This is a genomic window from Paenibacillus sp. y28 (assembly GCF_037137075.1).
Taxonomy (GTDB): Bacteria; Bacillota; Bacilli; order Paenibacillales; family NBRC-103111; genus JBBBNV01.
This window is the reverse complement of the sequence record NZ_JBBBNV010000004.1, coordinates 115,153-138,410: the sequence shown is the minus strand read 5'-3', so window position 1 is coordinate 138,410 and position 23,258 is coordinate 115,153. Positions and strand designations below refer to the sequence as shown.

Below are 23,258 nucleotides of genomic sequence, written 5' to 3'. Positions count from 1 at the left end.
CCGACTTTCCACCGGGCGAAGATAGCAAAAAAAAGACGGCTGGATTTCAGCCGTTGTCGTTTTTTTAGTTATTATTCCGGTAGATGCTCATTGTCATCCAATTCATAAACTGCGTGGCCTTCAGCGAAAGAATGTCGTTGACGATCCGATGGGTCGGCGGAGTCCCGTGCTTGCGGTACTTGTCACTGACGCATTCCCAAACCTCCTGGCCGGTTACGTGCTCATAGCCGATCAACCGAAACTCTTCCGCCTTGCTGACGCAAAGCCGTTCCACCGCCTCGCTCATCTCCTCCTCCGATAACGGAGAAGGCTGTTCCTTCTGCTCGGACTGCGCAGCCACGGGCAAATTCTCCTCTTGATCGTCCATGTGTCTACACCTCCACGCTAACCAATTCTCTATTGCCGCTCCGATTCCTGCGCAACATACGTTCGCACCCCAAAAAAATGTGTGCATGAGCGGCGAGTTTGTCCGCATAGTCATGTAATAAATGCCTGTGGACAAGGGAGTCGGTTCGCTGTGAAACATAAAAATCCCCACCGCTATTCGGTCAAGCAATCGTTTATTCACGGTACGATGATTTTGCTCGCGGCAGGCATCATCAACCGTATACTCGGGTTTGTGCCCCGCATTGCGCTGCCGCGTATGATTGGCGCGGAGGCGGTGGGCCTCTACCAAATGAGCTATCCGTTTATGATTATGGTGCTCACCGTTATAACGGGCGGCGTACCGCTGGCGATTGCCAAGCTGGTTGCCGAAGCCGAAGCCCGGGGCGACGACAAGCATATCCGCAACATTATGCGCACCGCACTTCTTCTGACGATGATGCTGAGTCTTATCTTTACGGCTTTTTGCATCATCGCCGCGCCTTGGATCACAACCAGACTGCTGACCGACAGCAGGGTGTACTGGACCTTTATGTGCATGACGCCGATGATTATCATTGTCGGCATCTCTTCCATATATCGCGGCTTTTTCCAGGGCAAGCACAATATGATTCCTACCGCCGCTTCACAAATCGCAGAAACCATTGTACGTATTGCGGCCATGCTCGGCTTCGCTTACATGCTGCTTCCGTACGGTCTGGACAAGGCGGCTGCCGGCGCCATGCTTGGCGTTTTGTGCGGGGAAATATGCGGCATGCTGGTCCTGCTCTGGCACGCGGCCAATAAAGGAAGATCCGCACCGGAGCAGCCGGCTCCAGCCCGCATTCCCTCCTCTCCCGTAAGCGGTGAAGCCTCCATACTCCGGCGGATGCTGAAAATCGCAATTCCTGTCACCGCAAGCAAGCTGGTCGGCTCCGTATCGTATTCGCTTGAGCTGGTGATGATTGTACAAAGCCTGGCGGTGGCAGGTGTAGCCAGTACAGTCGCCACTGCCCAGTACGGCATGCTGTCCGGCATGGTGATTCCGGTTCTGCTGCTGCCAAGCGCCCTGACCTTCTCCTTATCCGTATCACTGATCCCTTCGCTTTCCGAGGCTTCCGCGAGCGGAGATATGATTACCATTCACAAGCGTCTCCATCAATCTCTCCGGCTGGCTCTCGTCACCGGCGCGCCTTTTGCCGTCATCATGTTCGTGCTGGCGGAACCGCTTTGTTACTACTTGTACCACAATTTGGAGATCGCGCCCATGCTCCAGCTTATGGCGCCGGCAGCACTGTTTATGTACTTTCAGGCGCCGCTGAATGCAACCCTTCAGGCGCTGGATCGGCCGGGAACAGCACTGCTGAATACATTTATCGGCTCAGCCGTGAAGCTATTTCTGATATATCAGCTGGTCACGAAGCCGCAATGGGGCATCATGGGAGCAGTCATCGCCATCAGCGCAAACATTATGCTTGTCACTATCCTGCATTGGGTGAGCACTGTGCGGCTTTTACGATTCAAGATGGCTGCCGGCGACTTCCTGAAAGTGTTGGGCGCCATGGGCCTGATGGCCGTCGTTTGTCATCTCATTATGTACCGGCCCTGGTCGGACCTGCTGTTACTAAAATTCATCGGCTCAATGACTGCCGGCGTGATTCTTTATATCCTATGTATGTTCGGGACGGGGCAAATCGATAAAAGCGATCTGGTACGCGTCCCTTGGATCGGCCGGCTGCTCTCCCGCTGGTTCTGAGTTCAGCCGGTCCGTCCTCATCGGCACACAGCATATCAATCGAGCTTTGGAGAAATGTACAGCTTGCCGCGGTGATCGATACTGCAAAAAAACACATCCTTGAAATCGGAAGGGCCTCCCTGCTGCTGAAGCTCATGCTTCAACCAAAACCGGGTCTGGCCCAGCTTAAGCAGATTATCATCCTGCACCTTGCCGTCCATGATTAAGGGAAGCGGCAGCCCTTCAAAGCGGATCTGCTTGCCGCTCTCCTTGGCTTCCTTGCTTTTTTCGACGACAGACAATTTGCCGGAGGCCTCAAGAATCGCGAATTCCACATCGGCTACATTCGGCACCTTATTTTCACGAAGCTGCACCATCAGGTCGTCCAGGTTATAACGCTGTTTTCTCATTTCCTTCCGGTCCAGCTTGCCTTCCCGGATGAAAAAGCTGGGCTTGCCGTCAAACCAATTGCGGATTTTCTGGCTTTTGAGCGTGAGGTATGACAGGGCCACCTGAATCAACATCAGGACGACAATAGGAATCACCCCGTCCATAAACGGCCGATCCCAGTCCTCAATAACAATAACCCCGATCTCGGCGATCATAAATGAAATCACAAGGTCGAATACCGACAGCTTGCCGATTTCGCGCTTGCCCATAAGCCGCATTGTCAAAAAAATCACAATGTATATGAGCAGCGTACGCAAAAAAATGGCCAGATACTCCATGATACAGCCTCCTTTAGCGTAAGCTTGGCATCACAGGGTATTCTGGCCTGACTGTCCCCGGCACATGCAGCATCCCGGTTAATGAAATGTTGGTAAACAGCTTTATAAAATAATAAAATAAACGTAAATCGTTGAAATCACTAGCGCCAGAAGAGTTAACGGAGCGCCAAGCTTTAAATATTCCATATAGGACAGCCCCTTCCCTTCCTTCATGGCAAGACCGGCTACAATCACGTTCGCAGAGGCGCCAATCAGGGTCCCGTTCCCGCCCAGACATGCACCCAGCGCAAGCGACCACCAAAGCGGCTCCAGCTGCTGCGCATCCGTGATCTCCATCTGTACTCCCAAATCCTGAATAAGCGGAATCATGGTAGCCACGAACGGAATATTGTCGATGGTTGCCGACGCAATTCCGGATACCCACAAAATGAGCATGCTGGTAAACGTCATGTCTCCTGCGGTAAGCTCCAGCATGCGGCCCGCCAAAAATTGAATGGCCCCTACATCCACCAGGCCCCCGACCAGAACAAAGAGTCCCACAAAGAAAAAAATCGTCATCCATTCCACACTGTAGAAGACCTCATCAATCTGCTCTTCCTTCACTCCGATAAGCATCAACAACGAAGCCCCGGACAAAGCGACCACTGCGGGCTCCATATGAAGCGCCGAATGCAGCAGGAAGCCTGCGATCGTCAAGCCGAGAACGACAAGCGCTTTGTTCATCAGCTTGCGGTCCTTAATAAACGTTTCCGCGGATAGCTTCATCAGCTCCGCCTTATGCTCCGCGGAAACACGGAACGACGGGGCATAGACCCGCTTCATAATCCAGACCGTTACGATCATGATGACAATGACAACCGGGGCCAGATGGATCAGAAAATCATTGAAGGTCAGCTCGGGATTCGCCGAGCCAATCATAATATTAGGCGGATCGCCAATCAGGGTCGCTGTCCCGCCGGCATTGGAAGAGATAATCTCTCCAATCAGATAAGGCAGCGGATTCACCTTCAAAATTCGCGTAATCGAAAATGTAACGGGCACAACAAGCAGCACCGTCGTCACATTATCCAAAAACGCGGAGGCCGTTGCCGTCAATGCGCACAGCAGGACAAAAATCCGGCCGGGATCGCCTTTCGCCAGCTGGGCGGCCTTCACCGCGGCATACTGAAACACCCCGGTTTTGTTCGTTATGCCGACAAGCATCATCATTCCGATGAGCAAAAAAATAGTTTTCCATTCAATATGACGGCCGATAGCGGCATCCAAATCGACAATCCCAAGAATGACCATCATCACTGCTCCTGCAAGAGCAAGGACAGTACGGTTTATTTTTTCCGTAACAATCATTCCATAAGTCAACAAAAATAGGACAACCGCTGTGACCACCTGCCAGGTCGCGGCTTGTCCGACTGCCTGATCCACTCCACGCACGTCCTCTCCATGTTTTGGCAACATCGCTATTATACTAAACCACGTCAAATCTAGTCCAGTCCGGTACTATTTCCGAGAGCCTGGCCATACAATGAGATAAGAGAAAGTTCATTATCGAGGGGGTACGCTTTCGATGAATCCGATGACCAAAGTACCGAAGGTCAAAATAGGACATCCACTGCTTGCAGCACTGTGGTATGCCATGCTGTGGATGTGTGTCTCCGCTGTGATCACCTCCCTGATGCTTGCTTATGCCAAAATGCAGGAGGAGACCCTTGGCGATGTCGTTTTTGTCATCCACGGGCTTTCTTCGGCTATCGGGGGATTTGTGGCAGCCAGACGGCACGGAAAGCGCGGCTGGTATCAGGGAGCTTTGCTCGGAATGATGTACACGGTGCTCATTATTCTCATTGGCTTCCTTGGATTTGACGGTTCTCTCAGCAGCCGGACGCTCGTTCTGCTGGCTGTTTGTACGTGCAGCGGGGCGCTGGGCGGCATGTTCGGCGTCAATCTGAACCGGAACCGGTAAAAAGCCGATACACATTTCACAGTATAATTATCCGCAGGTACAATTCTGATGTACATCCCTCTTGCATTCATGAAAAAAGCTCCGGGCCTGCCCATGCTGGCTTTCCCGGAGCTTTGTATTATGGTTGCGATTTATTTATCGCTCTCAACTACAGCCGCGCTGCTTGTAACCGAGCTAATGGAAGAACGGTCAAACGTCAGCTTCGTTGCATCATTAACCTTGAGTACCACGATGTCGTCCGTAATCTCTACGATTGTGCCGTGCAGGCCGCCAATCGTTACAACTTTATCGTTCTTCTTAAGCGCTCCAAGCATTGTGTTACGTTCTTTTGATCGTTTCTGCTGCGGACGAATCATCAGGAAATATAAGACCGCAAACATCAAAATGATCGGCAAGAACGTGCCGATTGCTCCAAGACCTCCGGCCGCCGGTGCTTCTGCCGCCAATTGCCACATACTGACCCATCCTCCTCAAACTGCTTTAGAATGTTTAGAACCCTTTGTCATTGTCGAACAAGCCATATTCCGCAAAAAATTGATTACGGAAGTCCATCAGCCGGTCTTCACGTATCGCTTGCCGCACATCCCGCATCAAATCGAGCAAAAACTGCAAGTTATGTATTGTCGTCAGCCGCAGCCCGAAGGTCTCCTCCGCTTTCAGCAAATGGCGAATATAGGCGCGGGTGTAGTTCTTGCAGGTATAGCAGCCGCAGCGCTCATCCATCGGCCGGAAATCCCGGGCGTACTGGGCGTTCTTCACAACCAGTCTCCCTTGGCGGGTCATGACCGTACCATTGCGGGCGATTCGGGTCGGAAGCACGCAGTCAAACATATCGATGCCTCGGATAGCTCCATCGAGCAGCGCATCCGGAGAACCGACGCCCATCAAGTAACGGGGCTTGTGCTCTGGCAGAAGCGGTACCGTTTCCTCCAGCATGTCATACATCAGGTGTTTTGGCTCGCCAACACTTAGTCCACCAATAGCATACCCCGGGAAATCCATGGAAGTCAACTGAGCCGCGCTCTCCTTCCGCAAATCGCCGAACATGCCGCCCTGAACGATCGCAAACAATGCCTGATCCTGTTTACGGGCGTGGGATTGAAGGCATCTTTCGGCCCAGCGGGTAGTCCGTTCCAGAGACTGCTTTACGTAGTCATATTCGGCCGGATACGGCGGACACTCATCAAAGGCCATCATGATGTCGGCGCCTAACGCATTTTGAATCTCCATTGCCTTTTCAGGAGAAATAAACAGCTTGTCCCCGTTCAGATGGGAGCGGAATTCAACGCCCTCTTCTCTAATCTTGCGCATCTCACTGAGGCTGAACACTTGAAACCCGCCGCTATCGGTCAGAATCGGCCGGTCCCAGTTCATAAACTGGTGCAGCCCGCCCGCTTCTTTAACAAGCTCGTGTCCCGGACGCAAATACAGATGGTACGTATTACTCAATATAATTTGAGCATCCATCGTTTTCAGTTCTTCCGGACTCATCGTTTTGACCGTCGCCTGCGTGCCTACAGGCATGAACGCCGGGGTCTCAATGACACCGTGCGGGGTATGCACGAGGCCAAGCCGCGCCCCGGTTTGCTTGCATGTTTTAATATGCTCGTAACGTATCGCCATAAAATCCCTTTCTGTGCTGTACATCCGTACAAGGAAATAATTAAACCTTAATAAATAAACATAGCATCTCCAAAGCTGAAAAAGCGGTACTCCCGCTCCACAGCTTCCCGGTATGCGGCAAGAATTCGCTCCCGCCCTGCGATAGCGCTAATGAGCATGAGCAGCGTCGATTTCGGGAGATGAAAATTCGTCAGCAGCGCATCCACAAGCCGCAGCTCCACGCCCGGATAAATAAAAATGTCCGTCCAGCCGCTTGATCCTTCAAGACACCCGATATCCTCTGCGTTCCGCGCGGCCGTCTCCAGCGTGCGGGCCGAGGTTGTGCCGACTGCTATAATACGCCCGCCCTGCTGCTTTGTCTCCCGGATCAGTGCTGCCGTTTCTTCCGGAAGCACGTAATATTCCGAATGCATACGATGCTCTTCTACAGTATCGGCCGATACCGGACGGAATGTACCGAGTCCGACATGCAGGGTGACATAGGCGATGCGTATTCCGCTTTCCTCCAGCTGCCGCAGGAACGGCTGTGTAAAATGAAGGCCCGCTGTCGGAGCCGCTGCCGAGCCCTGATGCTGAGCATATACGGTCTGGTATCTGTCCTTGTCATCCAGCGTTTCCCGGATATAGGGCGGAAGCGGCATCTGTCCTACACGATCCAGCAGCTCAAGAAATACGCCCTCATATCTAAATCGGATGGAGCGCTGTCCCATCTCCCCTTCAGCCTCAATAACAGCCGACAAAATCGGAGTCTCTTCACCGGGTGCATAAAAAACGATCCGGGTCCCGGTTTTAATCCGTTTTCCGGGCTTGACCAGAGCATCCCAGCGGTCCTCCCCGTTATCTTTAAGCAGCAGCACTTCCACTTTGGCGCCCGTATCTGCTTTAACCCCGAACAAGCGGGCAGGGAGCACCTTCGTATTATTCAGCACCAGCAAATCCCCCGGCTGGAGGAATTCCTTCAACTCCTCAAAGGTCCGATGCCCCGTCTCGCCGGTATTCTTATCCAGAGTAAGCAGCCGGGATTTGCTTCGTTCCTTCAGAGGAGTCTGAGCAATCAAATGCTCGGGCAGTTCAAAATCAAACTCATTGACGTTCATGATCAGGCTCCGTCCTTCTTAATCGATACACCATAATAATAGTATTCCAGAATTTGCTTATAATCATAACCGGCATCAGCTAGTCCTCGCGCGCCCCATTGCGACATGCCAAGGCCGTGGCCGTAGCCCTCTCCTTTGATGACGTACTGCGCGGTGGAAGTAATGTCCCGGGCCTGCTGCCCTGAGCCAATCGCGAGACTGTCTCCGCCAAGCGGCTGCGCCTTGCCTCCGGCATCCAGAACATATATGCTTCCGCTGCCCGCAGACATTTCGCGTACCGCTCCATCAGCACCCAGTATAGTATACCTGCCTGTTTCCTCGATTTCAAACTTCGCGCTGGGCAGTCCGCCGAAGACCCCGCGACTGCTGTCCGCATTGGCAAGCTGCACCGTCTGTCCATTCACGGCAAATGCAGTTACCCGCCCCGACGGTCCCCGCTCCGTAACCTCCAAAGAACGGATGGCTCCATCAATTTCCGGCGATCCCTTGGGCAAGCTTAACAGCTTCTTTAATTCTTCCGGAGAATAAGGCCCTCTCATCCAGCTGTAGGCCGTCAATTCCGTTGACTGACCCAGCGAGACGAACCGGTCACCGCTGTTCACCTTCTTGATCACAACCGCCGGGGAAGTCGTTTGCGGAGCTGTACGCACATTGACGTCTTTCCCCTTTACTTCATATAAAGGCCAGCCGCCTCCATTCACTTCTCCTGTTGCTGTCGCATAATCAGAGTGGATGTAACCGGTCGTGCCGTCTGTAAACAATGCGCGATGCCACAGCCGTTTACCCTGCTGCGCCGCTTCATCGGCAGCACTTTCCACAGGCTTCAAGTAATCGACCGCATTGCCCCAGACTTCCTTCGGATCCCCTGTCATTCCGCCGGAATTCGAAGAGTAGACGGGTGTAATGAGTCCGTCTTTATTCATCAGCACTTCACCGCTGGTAGCCTGCACGGCAGACAGCACCGAGGGAGATTCCGAACCCAGCCCTTTGTAAGCTTGATCAACTGTCGTGTCCGAAATGTGGGCGACCTCGTATTTCATCCCCAGCTTCAGGGCGAACGTACGGGCCGCGACAGCCTGTGCCTTTAGCGACTCAATCGGCCAGCCTTCACCAAGCTCCGAGCCGACGACAGAATATAAATAATGCTCAAACGGCAGTTCATTAATGACCGCCAATTTGCTGTTTACAGCCGCCAGCTCCAGACTGCCTCTGTATTTGCGTTCCGATTTCTCCGTGATTTGGATTGAGGCATCCTTGGGCTGCACCCAGGTTTTCTGCCCGCTTGCGTTCATATAATAATGCGGGACGGCAGATGCCGCGCTCGAAGCTCGTGTCGCATCGCTGCGGACAACGAAATACGGCAGGCTCATATCAACCGCCTGCAGGCTGAGCTTCTGCCCGGCTGCAGCCACCTTCAGCTTCACATCGCCAAGCTGGCCGCCGTCGGCCGCCTCTCCGATCCACACCTCATAAGAAGGTGTTCCCGCCGCCGTCTGCTGCATCGCTACGTAGGCGGCAATGCCGCTCTGCTGCAATTGGTCCGCTTGCTTCTGTGCTTCCGCCTCGGAGCCGTAAGAGCCGGCGCTCCAATAGTTAGGCCCAAGCACAGACGCCAGCTTGGCATCAACAAGCGAAGCGTTTGTACCGGAAAGCACCTTCGATTTGGCCGCCTCCGCGCTCTCCTTCGTGCCGAACTGCCCGAGGCTGACCCGATACAAGGGCTTGCCTTGACGCTGGATGACCGTAATATAGGCGCTCCCGTCCGCAGCCTGAAGCTGCTTGGCTAGGGACGACGCCAGGTTAAAATCAGCCGTCTGCTGCAGCAGCACCCGGTACTGATCCAGGCTGACACGTATCTCACGAGAGGCTGGCGCCGCCCATAATATCGGCCCTGAAGGCTGGCGCACACCTATTTGCAGCCCGCCTTCGGAGGACAAGGTCACCGTGGGCACGGTTTGCCGGATCGTTTTTCCATTGTCCATATAGAGGGCGACCCGAATTGTATCCAAGGCAGGAACGCTTGCGTAGCCTTCCTGGGGAAGCAGCGGGACCGCACCGGCCGCCGCCAGCACCAGCATCAGACAAACCTTCGCCAGCCGGGAAAATCTGCGTTTCTTCTGTAGAATGACTTGCTCTGCAACCAAAGCCTGCACTGCTCCTTTCGATCGCACAGCCGCCGGCGCCTGGACATTCAATCCATCCGGCAGCCGTGCCTTCATGGTTAAATAGCACCTACCGTTCAGGCGGATTCAAGCCCAGGTGCATATACGCCTGCGCTGTCGCCATGCGCCCGCGCGGCGTGCGCTGCAAAAAGCCGATTTGGAGCAAATACGGCTCATACACATCCTCTATGGTTTGACTTTCCTCGCCGATCGTGGCCGCAATGGTGTCCAGACCGACCGGGCCGCCCTTGAACGTATGAATAATGGCCTTCAGCATTTTGTGATCAATGTGGTCCAGGCCTAAATCGTCAATCTGAATCAGGCTGAGCGCATGCTGGGACAGCTCATGCGTAATAACCCCATCACCCCGGACCTGGGCATAATCGCGGACCCGCTTGAGCAGTCGGTTCGCGATCCGCGGCGTTCCCCGCGAGCGTTTCCCGATCTCCTCTGCCGCCTCGCCATTGATGGGCACCTGCAAAATATCAGCAGCACGGCTGACAATAAAGGAAAGCTCGTCCACATTATAATATTCAAGACGGCTCACTACACCGAAACGGTCACGCAGCGGAGCAGACAGCAGGCCGGCCCGCGTGGTGGCGCCGATTAGAGTGAACGAAGGCAAATCCAGGCGCACCGATCGGGCGCTGGGGCCTTTGCCGATCATAATATCCAGCGCAAAATCCTCCATCGCCGGATAAAGCACTTCCTCCACCGTTCTGTGGAGACGATGAATCTCATCAATAAACAGCACGTCGCCCTGCTGCAGATTCGTCAATATCGCCGCCAAATCGCCAGGACGTTCAATCGCCGGACCGCTTGTGGTCCTTACGTTCACCCCGAGCTCGTTGGCAATAATATTCGACAACGTCGTTTTGCCGAGGCCGGGCGGCCCGTACAGCAGCACGTGATCCAGCGCTTCCTTGCGCATCTTGGCCGCTTCGATATAAATCTTCAGGTTTTCCTTCACCTGTGCCTGACCGATGTACTCCGACAAGTAACGGGGCCGCAAACTGAGCTCGACGGCCTGATCCTCCATCATCAAATGGGCGGATATAAGTCTGTCTTCCATAATAAGCGCCCTCCTTGTCAGCCTTTAAACAGCGCTTGGAGCGCCTTTTTCATCAGCACATCCACCGAATCGTCGCTGCTTGTCTTCTCTTTGATGGCCTGCCAGGCGCCGTCCAGCTCCACTTCCTTATAGCCGAGCGCCGCCAGCGCCTCTTTGGCCTCACGCCAGGCAGTGCCGCCGCCGGAGCCGGGCATGGCAAGCGGAAGCATCGGAGCGTCGAACAGCCCGCCGCCGGATGACAGTGCAGCAGGCAGGCCTGCAAGCTTGTCCTTCAAATCAAGAATCATGCGCTGCGCCGTTTTTTTCCCAATCCCGGGCAGCTTGGTCAGAAAACCGATATCCTCCTGCTGGATGGCGGCCACCACCGCTTCAGGCGATCCGCCGGACAAAATGCCCAGCCCCACCTTCGGGCCTATCCCGGATACGTCCATCAGCCGGCGGAACAGCGTTTGTTCCTCCCGGCTGGCAAAGCCGAACAATAATATGGCATCCTCACGCACGTGATGGTGAATGTATACCGTGACAGTATCCGCCTGTTTGGCCTGAATGGCGTACGGATTCGGGCAAAATACCCGGTATCCGACTCCCTGCACATCCAGCACCACATAGTCAGCCTCTACATGAGCGACTGTTCCCCGTAAAAAATCAATCATCGTTTATGTACCTCTTTCAATTTCTGATGCAAAGCGGAAGAATGGGCATGGCAGATCGCGATGGCCAGCGCATCGGCAACATCATCCGGCTTCGGAGCAGCCTGCAGCCCGAGAAACATCCGGACCATCTCCTGCACCTGCCGCTTCTCCGCCTGGCCATAGCCGACAATAGCCGACTTCACCTGCAGTGGCGTATATTCCGCAATACTTAGCCCCTGCTGGACAGCGGCCAGCAGCATAACCCCCCGCGCTTCCGCAACGGTAAAGGCCGTCGTTACATTCCGGTTAAAAAACAGCTTTTCTATCGCCATGGCCTCCGGCTTATACCTCTCCATCAGCTCCACGGCAGCATCATAAACCTGCTTCAGCCGCAGGGAAGGCTCCGTATGGGCGGGCGTCTGAATACTGCCGTACTGCACCGGTACGAGCCGGCTGCCCTGTTTATCAACAATGCCAAACCCGACAATAGCAATGCCGGGGTCAATGCCGAGAATACGCAAAGGAACCTCTCCCATCCAAAAAAGCGAACATATGTATTCCATTCCTATTATAGCAGATAGTGGGCCAGCCGCGTAACCTTTTATGAAGGAATCTGCAACTATTTCACACCTTTAGAGCGTTCAACCGATCTTCGAGCACGCGCAAATCTCGGAGTGAAGAAGGGATTGAAAGAATAGGACGGGTGCCGGCAGCCTCTTTAACATGACGGCGCTAACCGGTATGCTGGACTCGGCAAAAAAAAGGCATTGCCGCAGCCGGACTCTCTTGGAATCCGGCTCGGCAATGCCCTTAAGCATCTCTCGCCTTACATATAATAGGGTTAGACAGCGCTGCGCGCTCCCTTGGCAGCATCTGCAGCCAGCGCCTTCATTTGCTCCGGATACCCGTAGGTGCCGTGCTCACTCAGGTCCAGACCAACCAGCTCTTGCTCTTCGGTTACCCGAATGCCGATAGTTACTTTTAATACATAGATGATGATGTAAGATACGACAAAAGCAAATGCGCCGCAAGCTACGATACCAAGCGCTTGAATACCGAGCTGCTCGAAGCCGCCGCCGTAGAACAAGCCTGCTTTACCTACGCCAACCTTTTCAGCCAGCTCTGGCGTTGCAAAGAAGCCATTGGACAATGTTCCCCAAACCCCTGCTGTACCATGTGCGGAAAGCGCGTAAATCGGGTCATCGATACGTCTGCTTTCAAAAAAGCGCATGCTTGCAACAACAACAACACCTGCAACCAGACCAATCACGATAGCCGCCCACGATTCAACAAAGGCGCAAGAAGCCGTAATTGCTACGAGACCTGCCAAAGCTCCGTTCAGCATTGCGGAAACATCCGATTTCCCGGACATCATCCATGTGACCAGCAAAGCGGCTACCGCACCGCCTGCCGCACCAAGCTGTGTATTAATTGCAATAAATCCGAAGAACAGACCGTCATCTGCGGCAATGGTGCTGCCTGCGTTAAAGCCGAACCAGCCTACCCACAAAATCATGACGCCGAGTGTTGTGAATACTTGGTTATGACCCGGAAGCTCATTAGGCTTGCCGTTTTTGTTATATTTGCCAAGACGCGGTTTCAGCAAAATGGTAGCCGCAAGAGCAGCCATCGCACCTGTCAAGTGAACGACCGTCGAACCGGCAAAGTCTTGTTTGCCGTGCTCTGCAAGCCAGCCGCCGCCCCAAATCCAGTGAGCGATAACCGGATAAACAATCGCGGAGAACAAAACAGCGAAGATGAGATATACCGACAGCTTCGCTCTCTCAGCAAACCCGCCCCATGCTACGGACATGGAAATTGCAGCAAACGCCAATTGAAAAATAAAGAATACCGTCGGGGCAATATTGCCGCCCTCCGCAATAGCCATCGTATTGAAGCCGAAATACTCGCCCCAGCCGATAAACGAGTTGCCTTGCGAGCCGAAAATAAAAGCATACCCTACAGCCCAGAATACAATGGATACGATACCGACTGTAAAAATCGTTTTACCGGCAATGTGACCCGCGTTTTTCATCCGGGTCGAGCCGGCCTCCAGCATAATAAATCCGCATTGCATAAACAAAACTAAAATTGCCCCCAGCATGGTCCAAATTGCATTTGATCCCAGTTCCATGTTACAAAACCTCGCTTTCAGCTCTGCTATAAGGTATAAATTGATTAAGAATACCGTGTAAATACTGCATCGAATCCCCGCTGCGGCTGATTTGCCCGCGAATGTGCTCCGCCTCTTGAACAAAAGGCCCTTCTGTCAATTCGCCGCCCCATCGCCGCAGCATCTCTGCAATGCATTCGGGCGACGTCTCCAGATGGAACTGGAGCGCCAGAACATGTTCGCCATAGGCGAAGGCCTGATTGCGGCAAGCCTCCGATGAGGCCAGATGCACTGCCCCTTCAGGCAAATCGAAGCAATCTCCATGCCACTGGTAGGAATAAAAGCGTTCGGGCAAGCCCTTTAGAAACGGATGCGGGTAACCGGTCCGGACTACCTCATGCCAACCGATTTCCTTCCATTCATTCCGGTATACCCGGCCGCCTAGCAGCTCTGCCAGCATCTGAGCCCCGAAGCAAATGCCGAGCACTTTTTTCCCGGCCTGCATCGCCTTTTGAACCAACTGCTTCTCTTCAATGAGCCATCCGAATTCGTTTTCCTGATATACGCTCATCGGCCCTCCAAGAATGACCAGTACATCAAAGCTGTTTAACGGTGGAAGGTGCGGCTCCTCCGGGACGTAATGAACCTTCATGTCACATCCTCTAACATCCGTCCACATCTGAAGCGCGGATACATCGTCAAACTCAAAGTGCTTTAGCAGCAGTACAAGCAACCTAACATCACCCCCACAAAAACCCCATCCAAGCCTTTCTCATGTCAACTTATTTACGGTTTATTTTCGGCTATGTCCGTATTTTAAAACAACACACACTTTATTGTCAAGTTTATTAACATAAAAAAGACAGGTAATCTTTCATTATTGTCGGAGCATAATTTGATACGTTTTTCTCGGCCTGCCCCGAGGGTGCGGATTTTCCTCCCCAACAACTTGCGCAAAGCCTCCCGTTTCCAGCTGGATCAGTATTCTTCGCGCACTCCGGGGCATAATCTGCATATGTCGGGCTAACTCATGGGCATTAATCTGATCGGTCCTGAGCTTCTTCAAGACTGAATCAAGCTTTCCCAATGTAGCGGCACTCAAGGAGGTCCGTGAACTTATGTCCTTAAGCGAGTCAGAAGCATATGCAAATGAAATTTGCTCCGGCTTCCCCAGCGGTCCGGTGACCGTCTTATCTTCGAAATAGACCATCCAGGTTCCTTGTCCATAGTCTTTGGAATGCAGCAGGGCCTTGCCCGCGAGCAATTCTGCCTCATAGGTCGTTCGGCCGATGCCAATCCCGCTTACCTGCCCTTTCAGCGCATGAATTTCCTGCAGATCGGGAACAGCCGAGAAGTTTCCGGTAACATCCCGGACAGCGCCGCGGGTCGTAAATACAACGTAACGCCCGGGACTTATCATTTTCAGTGAGCCCTGCACCTTTTTCGAATACTTAAGCAGCTGCTGGTTGACCGCCATTTCCATATGATACAGCTCATCGGAAGAGTGAGTGCTGTGCGGCACGCCGGAATAAGGGGCTGTTTCAATAAATTGAACCGCAACCTGCGTGTCCATAAAGAGCAGCGTTTCCTGTTCCCTCAGCGCCGTATTCAACACGGATTCCACCGAAAATTCCGTCGGCACGACCCGATACACCGGAACACCAAGCTCTTCCAGCCGCCGCTGTACAGACCAGACACAGGTTACCGCCATAGAGCTGGCCCCCTGCGTCCACAGCCTGTAATGAAAATCGACCAATTCCTGGTGAGAGCCGTCATAAGACCGGCAAAGCACAGTCCGGTCAGCAATCCCCAGCTCGCTAAACAGCCTTTTCAGCTCACGCTCATCCACCACATCAAAGCTTATTTTACTGACATCTATATTTTGTTGATATAAAATATGACATAATGCACGATACAAGCTCGTCCCTGAAAACGGGATGTAATACATCGGAAGCCCAGGATCGCATTGCCGCTTTGCAACCTCATAAGGCAGCGGCCCTGAAAAGAGCCACATATCCACCTTCGGGGTCTGTTCCCTCAGCAGACTGGGAATTTCTTCAAAGCTGGAATACAAAAACGGCATACAGTGAAACTGGGGGAATTTACGAATTACCCCCAGCACCATAATCATCGTATCTTCCACACCAATGTACCCCAGCCTGATTTTCATCTTTGCTCTGTCCCCCTTCCGCTTGGGCGGCGCTGTTCATTAACTCATAATGATATATATCATAACATAAAAATAACAATATTCTTAACAAATTGTTTTGCGTATCCACAATCATGAACGAACCATCGGTCAAATTCCCATCGGCTTGTCCAAATACAGCTTTTGAGAGCCGTCAATTTTAAAAAATACAGGTGGTTATTTACCGCGATGCAACGCCACTTTACGCGCAGTGCGAATGCCCCGGCCCTGCTTTACGTAAAAAAAGAAGAGCTTTTCAGCCCTTCTGCTTCAATCCATATTCATGTCATCATCAATCACATCGCCGGCTTCATCGCCTTTTCTGTTTCTTCTACCGCAAAATCACTAAAGGTAGACAAGATGCTGTTATACTCTGACATATCCGTTACCCGTATGCCGTCTCGCAGCTCCTTGACCGTCTGATGAGGCAGGCTGCTTTCCATATGAGTGATGTTAAGCTGAAAGAAGGTCCGCAGCACATTCTCCTCACCAGGAAGTCCGTCGAACAACGATAAATTGCCGCCTTTGTCCAAACCAAAATAAGCATGCTCCTTGCAGTGCTGCGACAAGTCATCCACATGAGCCACGAAGTAAACCTGCCCCTGCCCATTCAGACTGATCGCCCAATCCGGATGCTCCTGATGCAGCGCCTCAATTTCCGCATAGGCTTTGGCTCCCAATGGTTCAATATCCTGCCCGCAAACAAAATTGGTCTGCATAAAAACCTCTACTTCCTTGCCGACGGACTTAATTCGATCCAGCATCGATTGCTGATGACCGGGTTCCGCTGTCTCTTGGATACTGCTGGAGACCGTTCTGCTAAGCGGATCGGTTGGCGCAGCCTCCCGTGTAAGCAGCCACCCGGCTGCGCTAATTGAAATAACAACGAACAGCCAAACCCCCAGCGACAGCCAGCGGCGTTTCATGCGCAGCTTTTTTTTGAGCTGCTTCAGAAGGCCCGTCATGTTCATGCCTATCCCCTTCTATCTCTTTTTCTCTATCTTTTCCTGTTCTAGAAGGGGATATACACAAAACTTACAAATTTGTCCAAGGCTGGCTTTCCGTCTTCTTGTGACGCTTGCGCGCCTTCGGGACTTCCTCGGCATTTACAGTAATGTAAGCTTTGGCATCACTGCTGCGGGTACGGTTTTTTTTCTTCTTTCTTTTGACAGACACAGCCTCCTTGGAGTCGGCATCGGCGTGGGTCCAGTCTCCCTCCTCCTCCGCAGCATTCCCGGGCGTGTTCGCCAACTCGGCATTCTCTTCTTCACGAGATTTGCTTTTTCCACAGCCGCAATCTGCCGGATTTGTAGAAGCAGGAGATGTCTGCTGCGGCATTGGCCAGCCGTTTGCATACGGGACCGCAGAAGTTTGAACGGGACCGCAGCCGCAAGGGCTGGAAGGTACGGAATACGGGCTCACCATAGCCGCCTGATTCGGATAGCCGTAGGACATGGGGTTCATCATAGGGTTCATCATAGGGTTCATCATAGGGTTCATCATAGGGTTCATCACGGGGTTCATGTACGGAGTCATTGTCATGGATTCCGGTAATTGATCATAAATCGGATATGGCTGGCTTGAGGTATATGGAGAAGCTTGAGAATGCGATGCCGACGGCCAAGCGGATGCGGGTTCCTGCTGGGATTCATGGCCTCCTTTTGAAGCTGACGCTGGCGACACCGGATAAGACTGATTATTAGCATATGGCTCTACAGCCTGATGCCCTTTTCCTTGCGGCTCTGTAGAAACAGGATACTGCTGTGCGTTTGCATACGGCTCCGTGAAGGACGGATACTGCTGTGCATTTGCATACGGCTCTGTGAAGGACGGATACTGCTGTGCATTTGCATACGGCTCCGTGAAGGACGGATACTGCTGTGCATTTGCATACGGCTCTGTGAAGGACGGATACTGCTGTGCATTTGCATACGGCTCCGTGAAGGACGGATACTGCTGTGCATTTGCATACGGCTCTGTGAAGGACGGATACTGCTGTGCATTCGCATACGGCTCCGTGAAGGACGGATGATGCTGCGCGTTCGCATACGGCTCCGTGAAGGACGGATGATGCTGCGCGTTCGCATACGGCTCCGTGAAGGACGGATGATGCTGCGCGTTCGCATACGGCTCCGTGAAGGACGGATGATGCTGCGCGTTCGCATACGGCTCCGTGAAGGACGGATACTGCTGTGCATTCGCATAAGTATGTTCGACAAACGAAGGATATTGGGTTTTTCCATAGGACTGGTTATGTGCGCCAGGATACTCATAGATTCCATAGGGAGATATAACCGGCGGATAAGCCTGCATGTGCCCATAGGACTCGACAGGCTGTGCGTGAGCGGCAGGCTTCGTATGAGCCTCTGCAGTCTTATTCCAGTCGTTCTCCATAACAGGCTGCGCATGAACGTATACAGTCTGCACCTCCACCTGACAAAACGGAACCTTAACCTCAGGCTGAGGCGTTTCAGCAATAACCTGCGGCGCTTCCTCGGCCGCAGAGGCCGTCACCGGCGTCTCGGGGACTTCTGTCACGGCCTCTTCCTGTGGAGCCGCAGCTTCAGCTGGAGCTTCGGCTGCCGGTTTCTCGAACGCAGGCTCCTCGGCTGGCATAATCTCCGCCTGCGGGACCCATGGCATCTCCGGCATTTCCAGCTCCGGCAGCGGAGACGTTCCAACCCCTGGCGAAACGGGCTGCACCGACGTATCCGCTTTGGGCGGCACGGATGACATAGCCAGTCCGGATGCTACCGGTTGAATGTGCACGCCGCCGTCCTTGGGAATATACACCACATCCCCAACCATAAGCACATCCGGGCTTTTCAAATGCGGATTAAATTCGATCAGCTTGACCAGCGGCACTCCCCAGGCTTTAGACAGCTTCCAAAGCGTATCTCCCTGGGCGACAATGTGCTTGTGTGCGATTTCTCCAATTGGCTCTACCGGCATCGATGACGACGGAATTTTAATTTTCATGCCGACATCAATTTGGTTCGGATCCTCCAGCTGAGGATTCGCCGCAATAATCGCATCCAGCGGCACATTGTACTTTTTGGCCAAACCATACAGGGTGTCTCCCTTTTTGACCATATGAATTTTCACTTGGCGTACCTCCCTCAAAGGTATAACAATACAGTCTATGCGCCCAGTAGGCATTTGACCTCAGAAATTCGCATAACCTGTCCGAGCCCATGAGAAGGAAGACCAATAAATTGCCGATTGACCCCGATTCATAAAACCACTGCGGCCCGCGGACTGCTTGGGATACCATCGCGCCGGGAAGACGGTCACAGCGAAGTCTGGCGGCTCCTATATACAAATTGTCATCCCGAATGACTGGAGCTGTATTGAAGGCACAAAAAAACGACGGCCTGCTGGCCGCCGGTGTTATCAAAACTCTCACGAAGAACATGTAATATGAACAACAAGATTAGAAGCTGTTGCGGACAACAACCTCATCCAGCGGCAGACGCGAAGAGGCATAAGCTTCTTTCGCAGCTTTACCGACAGTAATCAGCATCACTGGAATATAACGAGCAGGAACATGAAACGCCTCGGCGAATTGGGCTTTATTGAAGCCGCCCATCGGGCAGGTGTCGTATCCGAGCGCTTTTGCAGCCAGCATCAATTGCATCGACAAGAGGGAGCTGTTCAAAACAGCCTCATCCCGGGCTACTTGAGGAGACTTATAAGCCCCGTTAATTTGTCCAATCAGACTTTCCTTGATTTCTTGGGTAATTTGCCCTTTTTCAGCCAATGGACCGAATACAGGCTCCGCGTTCAGGTTCCCTTCCAGGTCGCCCAGAATAGCAATTACAACGCTGCTTTCTACGATTTGCTTCTGATTATATGCAATCGGCAGCAATTTTTCTTTTTGTGCCTGATCATCAATAACGAGCAATTTCCATTGCTGCAGGTTCCAGGAAGAAGGGGCGGTTTGTGCCGCTTGAAGCAGCTGCTCCAGCTCCTGCTCTGGAATAGCTACACCGGGTTGATATTGTTTTACGGAGTGGCGTGCCTCCATGTTAAGAATTGCAGCCGGCTTATTGGATGTAGAAACTGTCATAAGAAATCCTCCTAATCGTTCATAATTTTGGAATGTTTCTGGTTTCTATTACAGCTCAGCATGGAAGTAAATTGGCCGTCTTATTTCTCCTTTACTCCAAATCGAGCTTGGAAATGAATGCCACTCAGGACACCGGTGCAACAGTATCACTGCTGCCTCAGTTCTCCCCTCGTTTCATCCGCAGCCTTCCGCTTCGTCCGCTCCAATATGTCGGCAATCGTAAACGTATTAAAGTATCCGGTCAACTGCCGTTCGCCTTCTCCAATAATACAGTCCATCGTCTCCTCGATATGAGCGCCGATAACACAATCCTTATTACAGGACGGCCACTTGGGCTTAATAGATCCGGAGGAAGTCAGCCAATATAATTCATCGAGACAAACCTGCTGTGGTTCACAGGCTAGTATGAATCCGCCGCCAATGCCTTCCTTGGATACGATATAGCCCTTTTTACGCAGCAGACTGAGCACTTTACGCACACGCACCGGGTGCACCGAAATACTGGAGGATATTTGCTCGCTGGTCATCATGTTGCCCGGCACGTGGGCCAGCAATACAAGACTGTGAACTGCAATGACAAATTCACTGTTCACAAGCGATCACCTCACTGTATCTAGAATATTAAAAATTACAGTTGAAGTCAATACACATTTTTCTCAAAATAATACACCGCGCCTTGACGGGCCGCCCGAAAGCTCCCATATCGGTGCCGTATCAGTTATTTGATCGCCATGCATATTGAATTGGCGCCCAGCCGCTTCATTGTACCTTTACCCCGTCTACCTCCACAATACTGCGAAACTCCTTCAACAGCCGTGTCGTAACAGGACCCGCTTTGCCGCTGCCGATGATACGGGCATCCACCTCCCGTACGGCAATGACTTCCGCGGCCGTCCCCGTAAAAAACACTTCATCCGCCACATATACATCATGCAGCGTGAATGGCTCTTCTTTTACCGCGCAGCCAATAGTCCGGCAAATATCGATAATGGCGGCACGCGTAATGCCTTCCAGTGCTCCTATGTAGCAGGGAGGCGTAAGAACGACTCCGTTCTTGACGATAAAAATATTGTCCGAAGAGCCTTCCGCCACATATCCTTGTGCATTTAGCATCATGGCCTCTCCGACTCCGGCCAGATTAGCCTGGATTTTGACCAAAATGTTATTCAAATAATTGAGGGATTTGATTTTGGGATTCAGAGCGTCCGGAATATTGCGCCGTGTCGATACAGACACAGTCTTCAATCCGCTGCTATAAGCCTCCTCCGGATAAATCGCCAGCTGCTCCATGATGATAACCACATTTGCCTGCCCGCAGCGGCGCGGGTCCAGCCCCAAATTCCCATAGCCCCGTGACACGACAAGCCGGATATATCCATGGGGCAGCTGATTGCGCTTGACGGTTTCCACCAAAGCCTGCTGCATCTCCTCCTTAGATAAAGGAATGTCCAGCATGATGGATTTGGCCGAATCATACAACCGGTTCAAATGCTCTTTGCACTTGAAAATGTTATGGTTGTAGACACGGATTCCTTCAAAAATTCCGTCGCCATACAAAAAGCCATGATCATAGACGGATACCTTGGCCTCGTCTTTGCTCACAAATTCCCCATTTAAATAAATCCACTGTGTCTGTGTCACCGTTCTATGCACCTCCAGATTTACCTCTGGTAAGGATACGTTAAATAGGACCCAAGTATACGCACCTGACAGCCGATTGCTTCTATCTCGCTGATGGCGGCTGGAAGCAGCACCGAATCCAGTGAAGCCTCGACATCGATATAGAAATAATAATTGCCCAGCTTCTTCTTTGTGGGGCGCGATTCAATTTTGGACAAATTAATACGCCGCCAAGCGAAAGCAGACAGCACTTGATGCAGCGCGCCCGGATAATCCTCCGGCAGCGTCACAATCATTGTCGTTTTAGGCAAGCCGCCTTGCTTGGCTGTAAACGGTTCACGGCCCACCAAGGTAAACCGGGTAAAATTGTTATTGTGATCCGTTACATTTTCCGCGAGCAAATCCAAACCGTACATGTCCGCTGCAGTCTTAGTTCCGATCGCGGCAAGACCCGGGTCTCCGCTTTCCTTCACCAGACGGACTCCTCCGGCTGTTGAGGTCGTATGCTCATAATCCACATCCGGCAGGTGAGCCCGCAGGAACTCGCCGCACTGGGCAATCGCTACCGGAATAGAGGCGACCTTCCGAATCCGGCTGTAATCCACGGGAGCTCCGTTCGCCTCCTCCGGGGTGCGGAATCCGATGAGATTTTGAATCGACGGGTACGTCCATTCCGCTTGAATCGGCAAATCACCGTCTCCGACGAGCACGTCCACATGCAAATTCACGGAGCCTTCAATCGTGTTCTCGATCGGAATAATGCTGTAGTCGGTCTCTCCGTTCATAGTGGACTGATAAGCCTCGGAGATCAGACGGTAAATTTTGAATTCGACCGGAAGTCCGGCAAGGAACGTTTTGGCGGATTCCTGAGAAACAGTTCCTTCCGGCCCCAGCAATGCTACACGTAACGGTTTCATGCCCTTACTTCTCCTTTAATGTAGTCCATGAAGGACTGGCCTGGCCGCCGCGGCTCTATCATGACGGCGCCATCGGCATCCGGCTTCAGCCATAGCGTTGCGGCTCGAATGCCCTCCGCCCGCAGGGTATCCACGAGGAAGGCCTCCAGCTCTTTCTTTCGCGTGCTCTGACGGTCCACAAGAGTGAGCAGGGTCGGTCCCGCTCCGCTTAGAGCTACGCCCAAAGCTCCATGGCGATCCGCCTCATTTAATATTTTTTCCATTCCAGGGATTAATGATGCCCGGTACGGCTGATGCAGCGCATCCTTCATAGCCACGCGGATAAGGTCATAGCGGCCGGTGCAGAGCGCCGCCACGAGCAGCGAAGAATGGCCAACATTAAATACGGCATCCTTCATCGTAATTTCCTTCGGGAGCACCCCGCGCGCCTTCTCTGTAGCAAGCTTGAACTCCGGGATAGCGACCAGCGCCTCCAGATCCGATAAAGGCTCGATACGGATGTGCTCCGCACGCTTGCCGTCCCAGAACGCCACGACAAAGCCGCCAAACAGGGCGGCTCCAACATTGTCCGGATGATGCTCCAGTTCAGTAGCCATTTGAAACAGCGTATCGTCGCTTAAAGGACTGCCGATAAGCTTATTCGCAGCGACCAGCGCCCCGACGATAGCCGACGCGCTGCTGCCAAGCCCCCTTGTCAGGGGAACATCACTGTACATCGTAATCTCAAGCTCGGGATGGGATACGCCCGCTCGTTCAAACACCCGCTGTGCCACTTCATAAATCAGGTTCGACTTGTCTGTTGGCACGCCCTGCATTTGGTCCCCGTGCAGATGAAACACCGTCTGCTCGGCGAAGCTCATTTCGACCCAAGCGTACAGGTTCAGAGCCATTCCGAGGGAATCAAAGCCAGGGCCAAGATTCGCCGTACTGGCCGGAACACGGACGCAAACTCGTTTTGCTGTCATGCTGGTTCACCCGC

The 23,258-nt window shown here is 52.8% G+C and carries 22 protein-coding genes; 2 read left to right on the top strand and 20 right to left on the bottom strand.

The window, feature by feature from the left end; translation table 11 throughout:
• Nucleotides 1–64 precede the first annotated feature (64 nt).
• Nucleotides 65–367: a post-transcriptional regulator gene (locus WBG83_RS06200; protein ID WP_336743627.1), complete on the bottom strand. Its 303-nt coding sequence runs from the start codon at nt 365–367 to the stop codon at nt 65–67.
• A gap of 150 nt (nt 368–517) precedes the next feature.
• Here WBG83_RS06200 and spoVB point away from each other — a divergent pair, with 150 nt between their 5' ends.
• Nucleotides 518–2,119 carry a stage V sporulation protein B gene (spoVB, locus tag WBG83_RS06195; RefSeq protein ID WP_336743626.1) on the top strand — a complete coding sequence of 534 codons (1,602 nt, stop codon included), beginning with the start codon at nt 518–520 and terminating at the stop codon, nt 2,117–2,119.
• Between the two features lie 35 nt (nt 2,120–2,154).
• Here spoVB and WBG83_RS06190 read toward each other — a convergent pair whose 3' ends face one another.
• Nucleotides 2,155–2,826, bottom strand: a complete 672-nt coding sequence (locus WBG83_RS06190; protein WP_336743624.1) for a DUF421 domain-containing protein — start codon at nt 2,824–2,826, stop codon at nt 2,155–2,157.
• A gap of 102 nt (nt 2,827–2,928) precedes the next feature.
• Nucleotides 2,929–4,248 (bottom strand): ArsB/NhaD family transporter, encoded by a 1,320-nt coding sequence (locus WBG83_RS06185; RefSeq protein WP_336743623.1) that lies wholly within the window; start codon nt 4,246–4,248, stop codon nt 2,929–2,931.
• Between the two features lie 142 nt (nt 4,249–4,390).
• Between WBG83_RS06185 and WBG83_RS06180 the strand changes: the two genes are divergently transcribed.
• Entirely contained in the window at nt 4,391–4,786 is a 396-nt protein-coding gene (locus WBG83_RS06180; protein WP_336743621.1) for a TIGR04086 family membrane protein, read from the top strand.
• 131 nt (nt 4,787–4,917) lie between these two features.
• Here WBG83_RS06180 and yajC read toward each other — a convergent pair whose 3' ends face one another.
• The 17 genes from yajC to thrB all read right to left on the bottom strand — a co-directional run bounded on the left by yajC (nt 4,918) and on the right by thrB (nt 23,244).
• A complete protein-coding gene (yajC, locus tag WBG83_RS06175; protein WP_336743619.1) occupies nt 4,918–5,241 on the bottom strand; it encodes a preprotein translocase subunit YajC in 324 nt (107 codons plus the stop codon).
• A gap of 34 nt (nt 5,242–5,275) precedes the next feature.
• The gene (tgt, locus tag WBG83_RS06170; RefSeq protein WP_336743617.1) at nt 5,276–6,409 is read right to left on the bottom strand and encodes a tRNA guanosine(34) transglycosylase Tgt; all 1,134 of its coding nucleotides are present in this window, start codon (nt 6,407–6,409) and stop codon (nt 5,276–5,278) included.
• 47 nt (nt 6,410–6,456) lie between these two features.
• Nucleotides 6,457–7,506: a tRNA preQ1(34) S-adenosylmethionine ribosyltransferase-isomerase QueA gene (gene queA / locus WBG83_RS06165; protein WP_336743615.1), complete on the bottom strand. Its 1,050-nt coding sequence runs from the start codon at nt 7,504–7,506 to the stop codon at nt 6,457–6,459.
• 2 nt (nt 7,507–7,508) lie between these two features.
• On the bottom strand, nt 7,509–9,725 hold the full coding sequence (locus WBG83_RS06160) for a SpoIID/LytB domain-containing protein (RefSeq protein ID WP_336743613.1): 2,217 nt from the start codon (nt 9,723–9,725) through the stop codon (nt 7,509–7,511).
• Between the two features lie 13 nt (nt 9,726–9,738).
• Nucleotides 9,739–10,740 (bottom strand): Holliday junction branch migration DNA helicase RuvB, encoded by a 1,002-nt coding sequence (gene ruvB, locus WBG83_RS06155; RefSeq protein WP_336743611.1) that lies wholly within the window; start codon nt 10,738–10,740, stop codon nt 9,739–9,741.
• Nucleotides 10,741–10,757: 17 nt separating this feature from the next.
• Nucleotides 10,758–11,393 carry a Holliday junction branch migration protein RuvA gene (gene ruvA, locus WBG83_RS06150; RefSeq protein WP_336743609.1) on the bottom strand — a complete coding sequence of 212 codons (636 nt, stop codon included), beginning with the start codon at nt 11,391–11,393 and terminating at the stop codon, nt 10,758–10,760.
• Nucleotides 11,390–11,893, bottom strand: coding sequence for a crossover junction endodeoxyribonuclease RuvC (ruvC, locus tag WBG83_RS06145; RefSeq protein ID WP_336743607.1), 504 nt, complete (start codon nt 11,891–11,893; stop codon nt 11,390–11,392). Before ruvC ends, ruvA begins: the two co-directional genes overlap by 4 nt.
• A gap of 320 nt (nt 11,894–12,213) precedes the next feature.
• A complete protein-coding gene (locus tag WBG83_RS06140; RefSeq protein ID WP_336743605.1) occupies nt 12,214–13,506 on the bottom strand; it encodes an ammonium transporter in 1,293 nt (430 codons plus the stop codon).
• A gap of 1 nt (nt 13,507) precedes the next feature.
• Nucleotides 13,508–14,137 carry a type 1 glutamine amidotransferase gene (locus WBG83_RS06135; protein ID WP_336743603.1) on the bottom strand — a complete coding sequence of 210 codons (630 nt, stop codon included), beginning with the start codon at nt 14,135–14,137 and terminating at the stop codon, nt 13,508–13,510.
• A 225-nt stretch (nt 14,138–14,362) separates the two neighbouring features.
• On the bottom strand, nt 14,363–15,655 hold the full coding sequence (locus tag WBG83_RS06130; RefSeq protein WP_336743601.1) for an ArsR family transcriptional regulator: 1,293 nt from the start codon (nt 15,653–15,655) through the stop codon (nt 14,363–14,365).
• A 314-nt stretch (nt 15,656–15,969) separates the two neighbouring features.
• Nucleotides 15,970–16,644 carry a BofC C-terminal domain-containing protein gene (locus WBG83_RS06125; RefSeq protein WP_336743599.1) on the bottom strand — a complete coding sequence of 225 codons (675 nt, stop codon included), beginning with the start codon at nt 16,642–16,644 and terminating at the stop codon, nt 15,970–15,972.
• Between the two features lie 64 nt (nt 16,645–16,708).
• A complete protein-coding gene (locus WBG83_RS06120) occupies nt 16,709–18,778 on the bottom strand; it encodes a LysM peptidoglycan-binding domain-containing protein (RefSeq protein ID WP_336743597.1) in 2,070 nt (689 codons plus the stop codon).
• 328 nt (nt 18,779–19,106) lie between these two features.
• Entirely contained in the window at nt 19,107–19,742 is a 636-nt protein-coding gene (locus WBG83_RS06115) for a nitroreductase family protein (protein ID WP_336743594.1), read from the bottom strand.
• Between the two features lie 146 nt (nt 19,743–19,888).
• A complete protein-coding gene (locus tag WBG83_RS06110) occupies nt 19,889–20,335 on the bottom strand; it encodes an RrF2 family transcriptional regulator (RefSeq protein WP_336743592.1) in 447 nt (148 codons plus the stop codon).
• Nucleotides 20,336–20,501: 166 nt separating this feature from the next.
• Complete coding sequence (gene ilvE / locus WBG83_RS06105; protein ID WP_336743590.1) at nt 20,502–21,383, bottom strand: branched-chain-amino-acid transaminase; 882 nt, start codon at nt 21,381–21,383, stop codon at nt 20,502–20,504.
• A 20-nt stretch (nt 21,384–21,403) separates the two neighbouring features.
• Nucleotides 21,404–22,279: a prephenate dehydratase gene (gene pheA / locus WBG83_RS06100; RefSeq protein WP_336743588.1), complete on the bottom strand. Its 876-nt coding sequence runs from the start codon at nt 22,277–22,279 to the stop codon at nt 21,404–21,406.
• Complete coding sequence (gene thrB / locus WBG83_RS06095; RefSeq protein ID WP_336743587.1) at nt 22,276–23,244, bottom strand: homoserine kinase; 969 nt, start codon at nt 23,242–23,244, stop codon at nt 22,276–22,278. Before thrB ends, pheA begins: the two co-directional genes overlap by 4 nt.
• Nucleotides 23,245–23,258 lie beyond the last annotated feature (14 nt).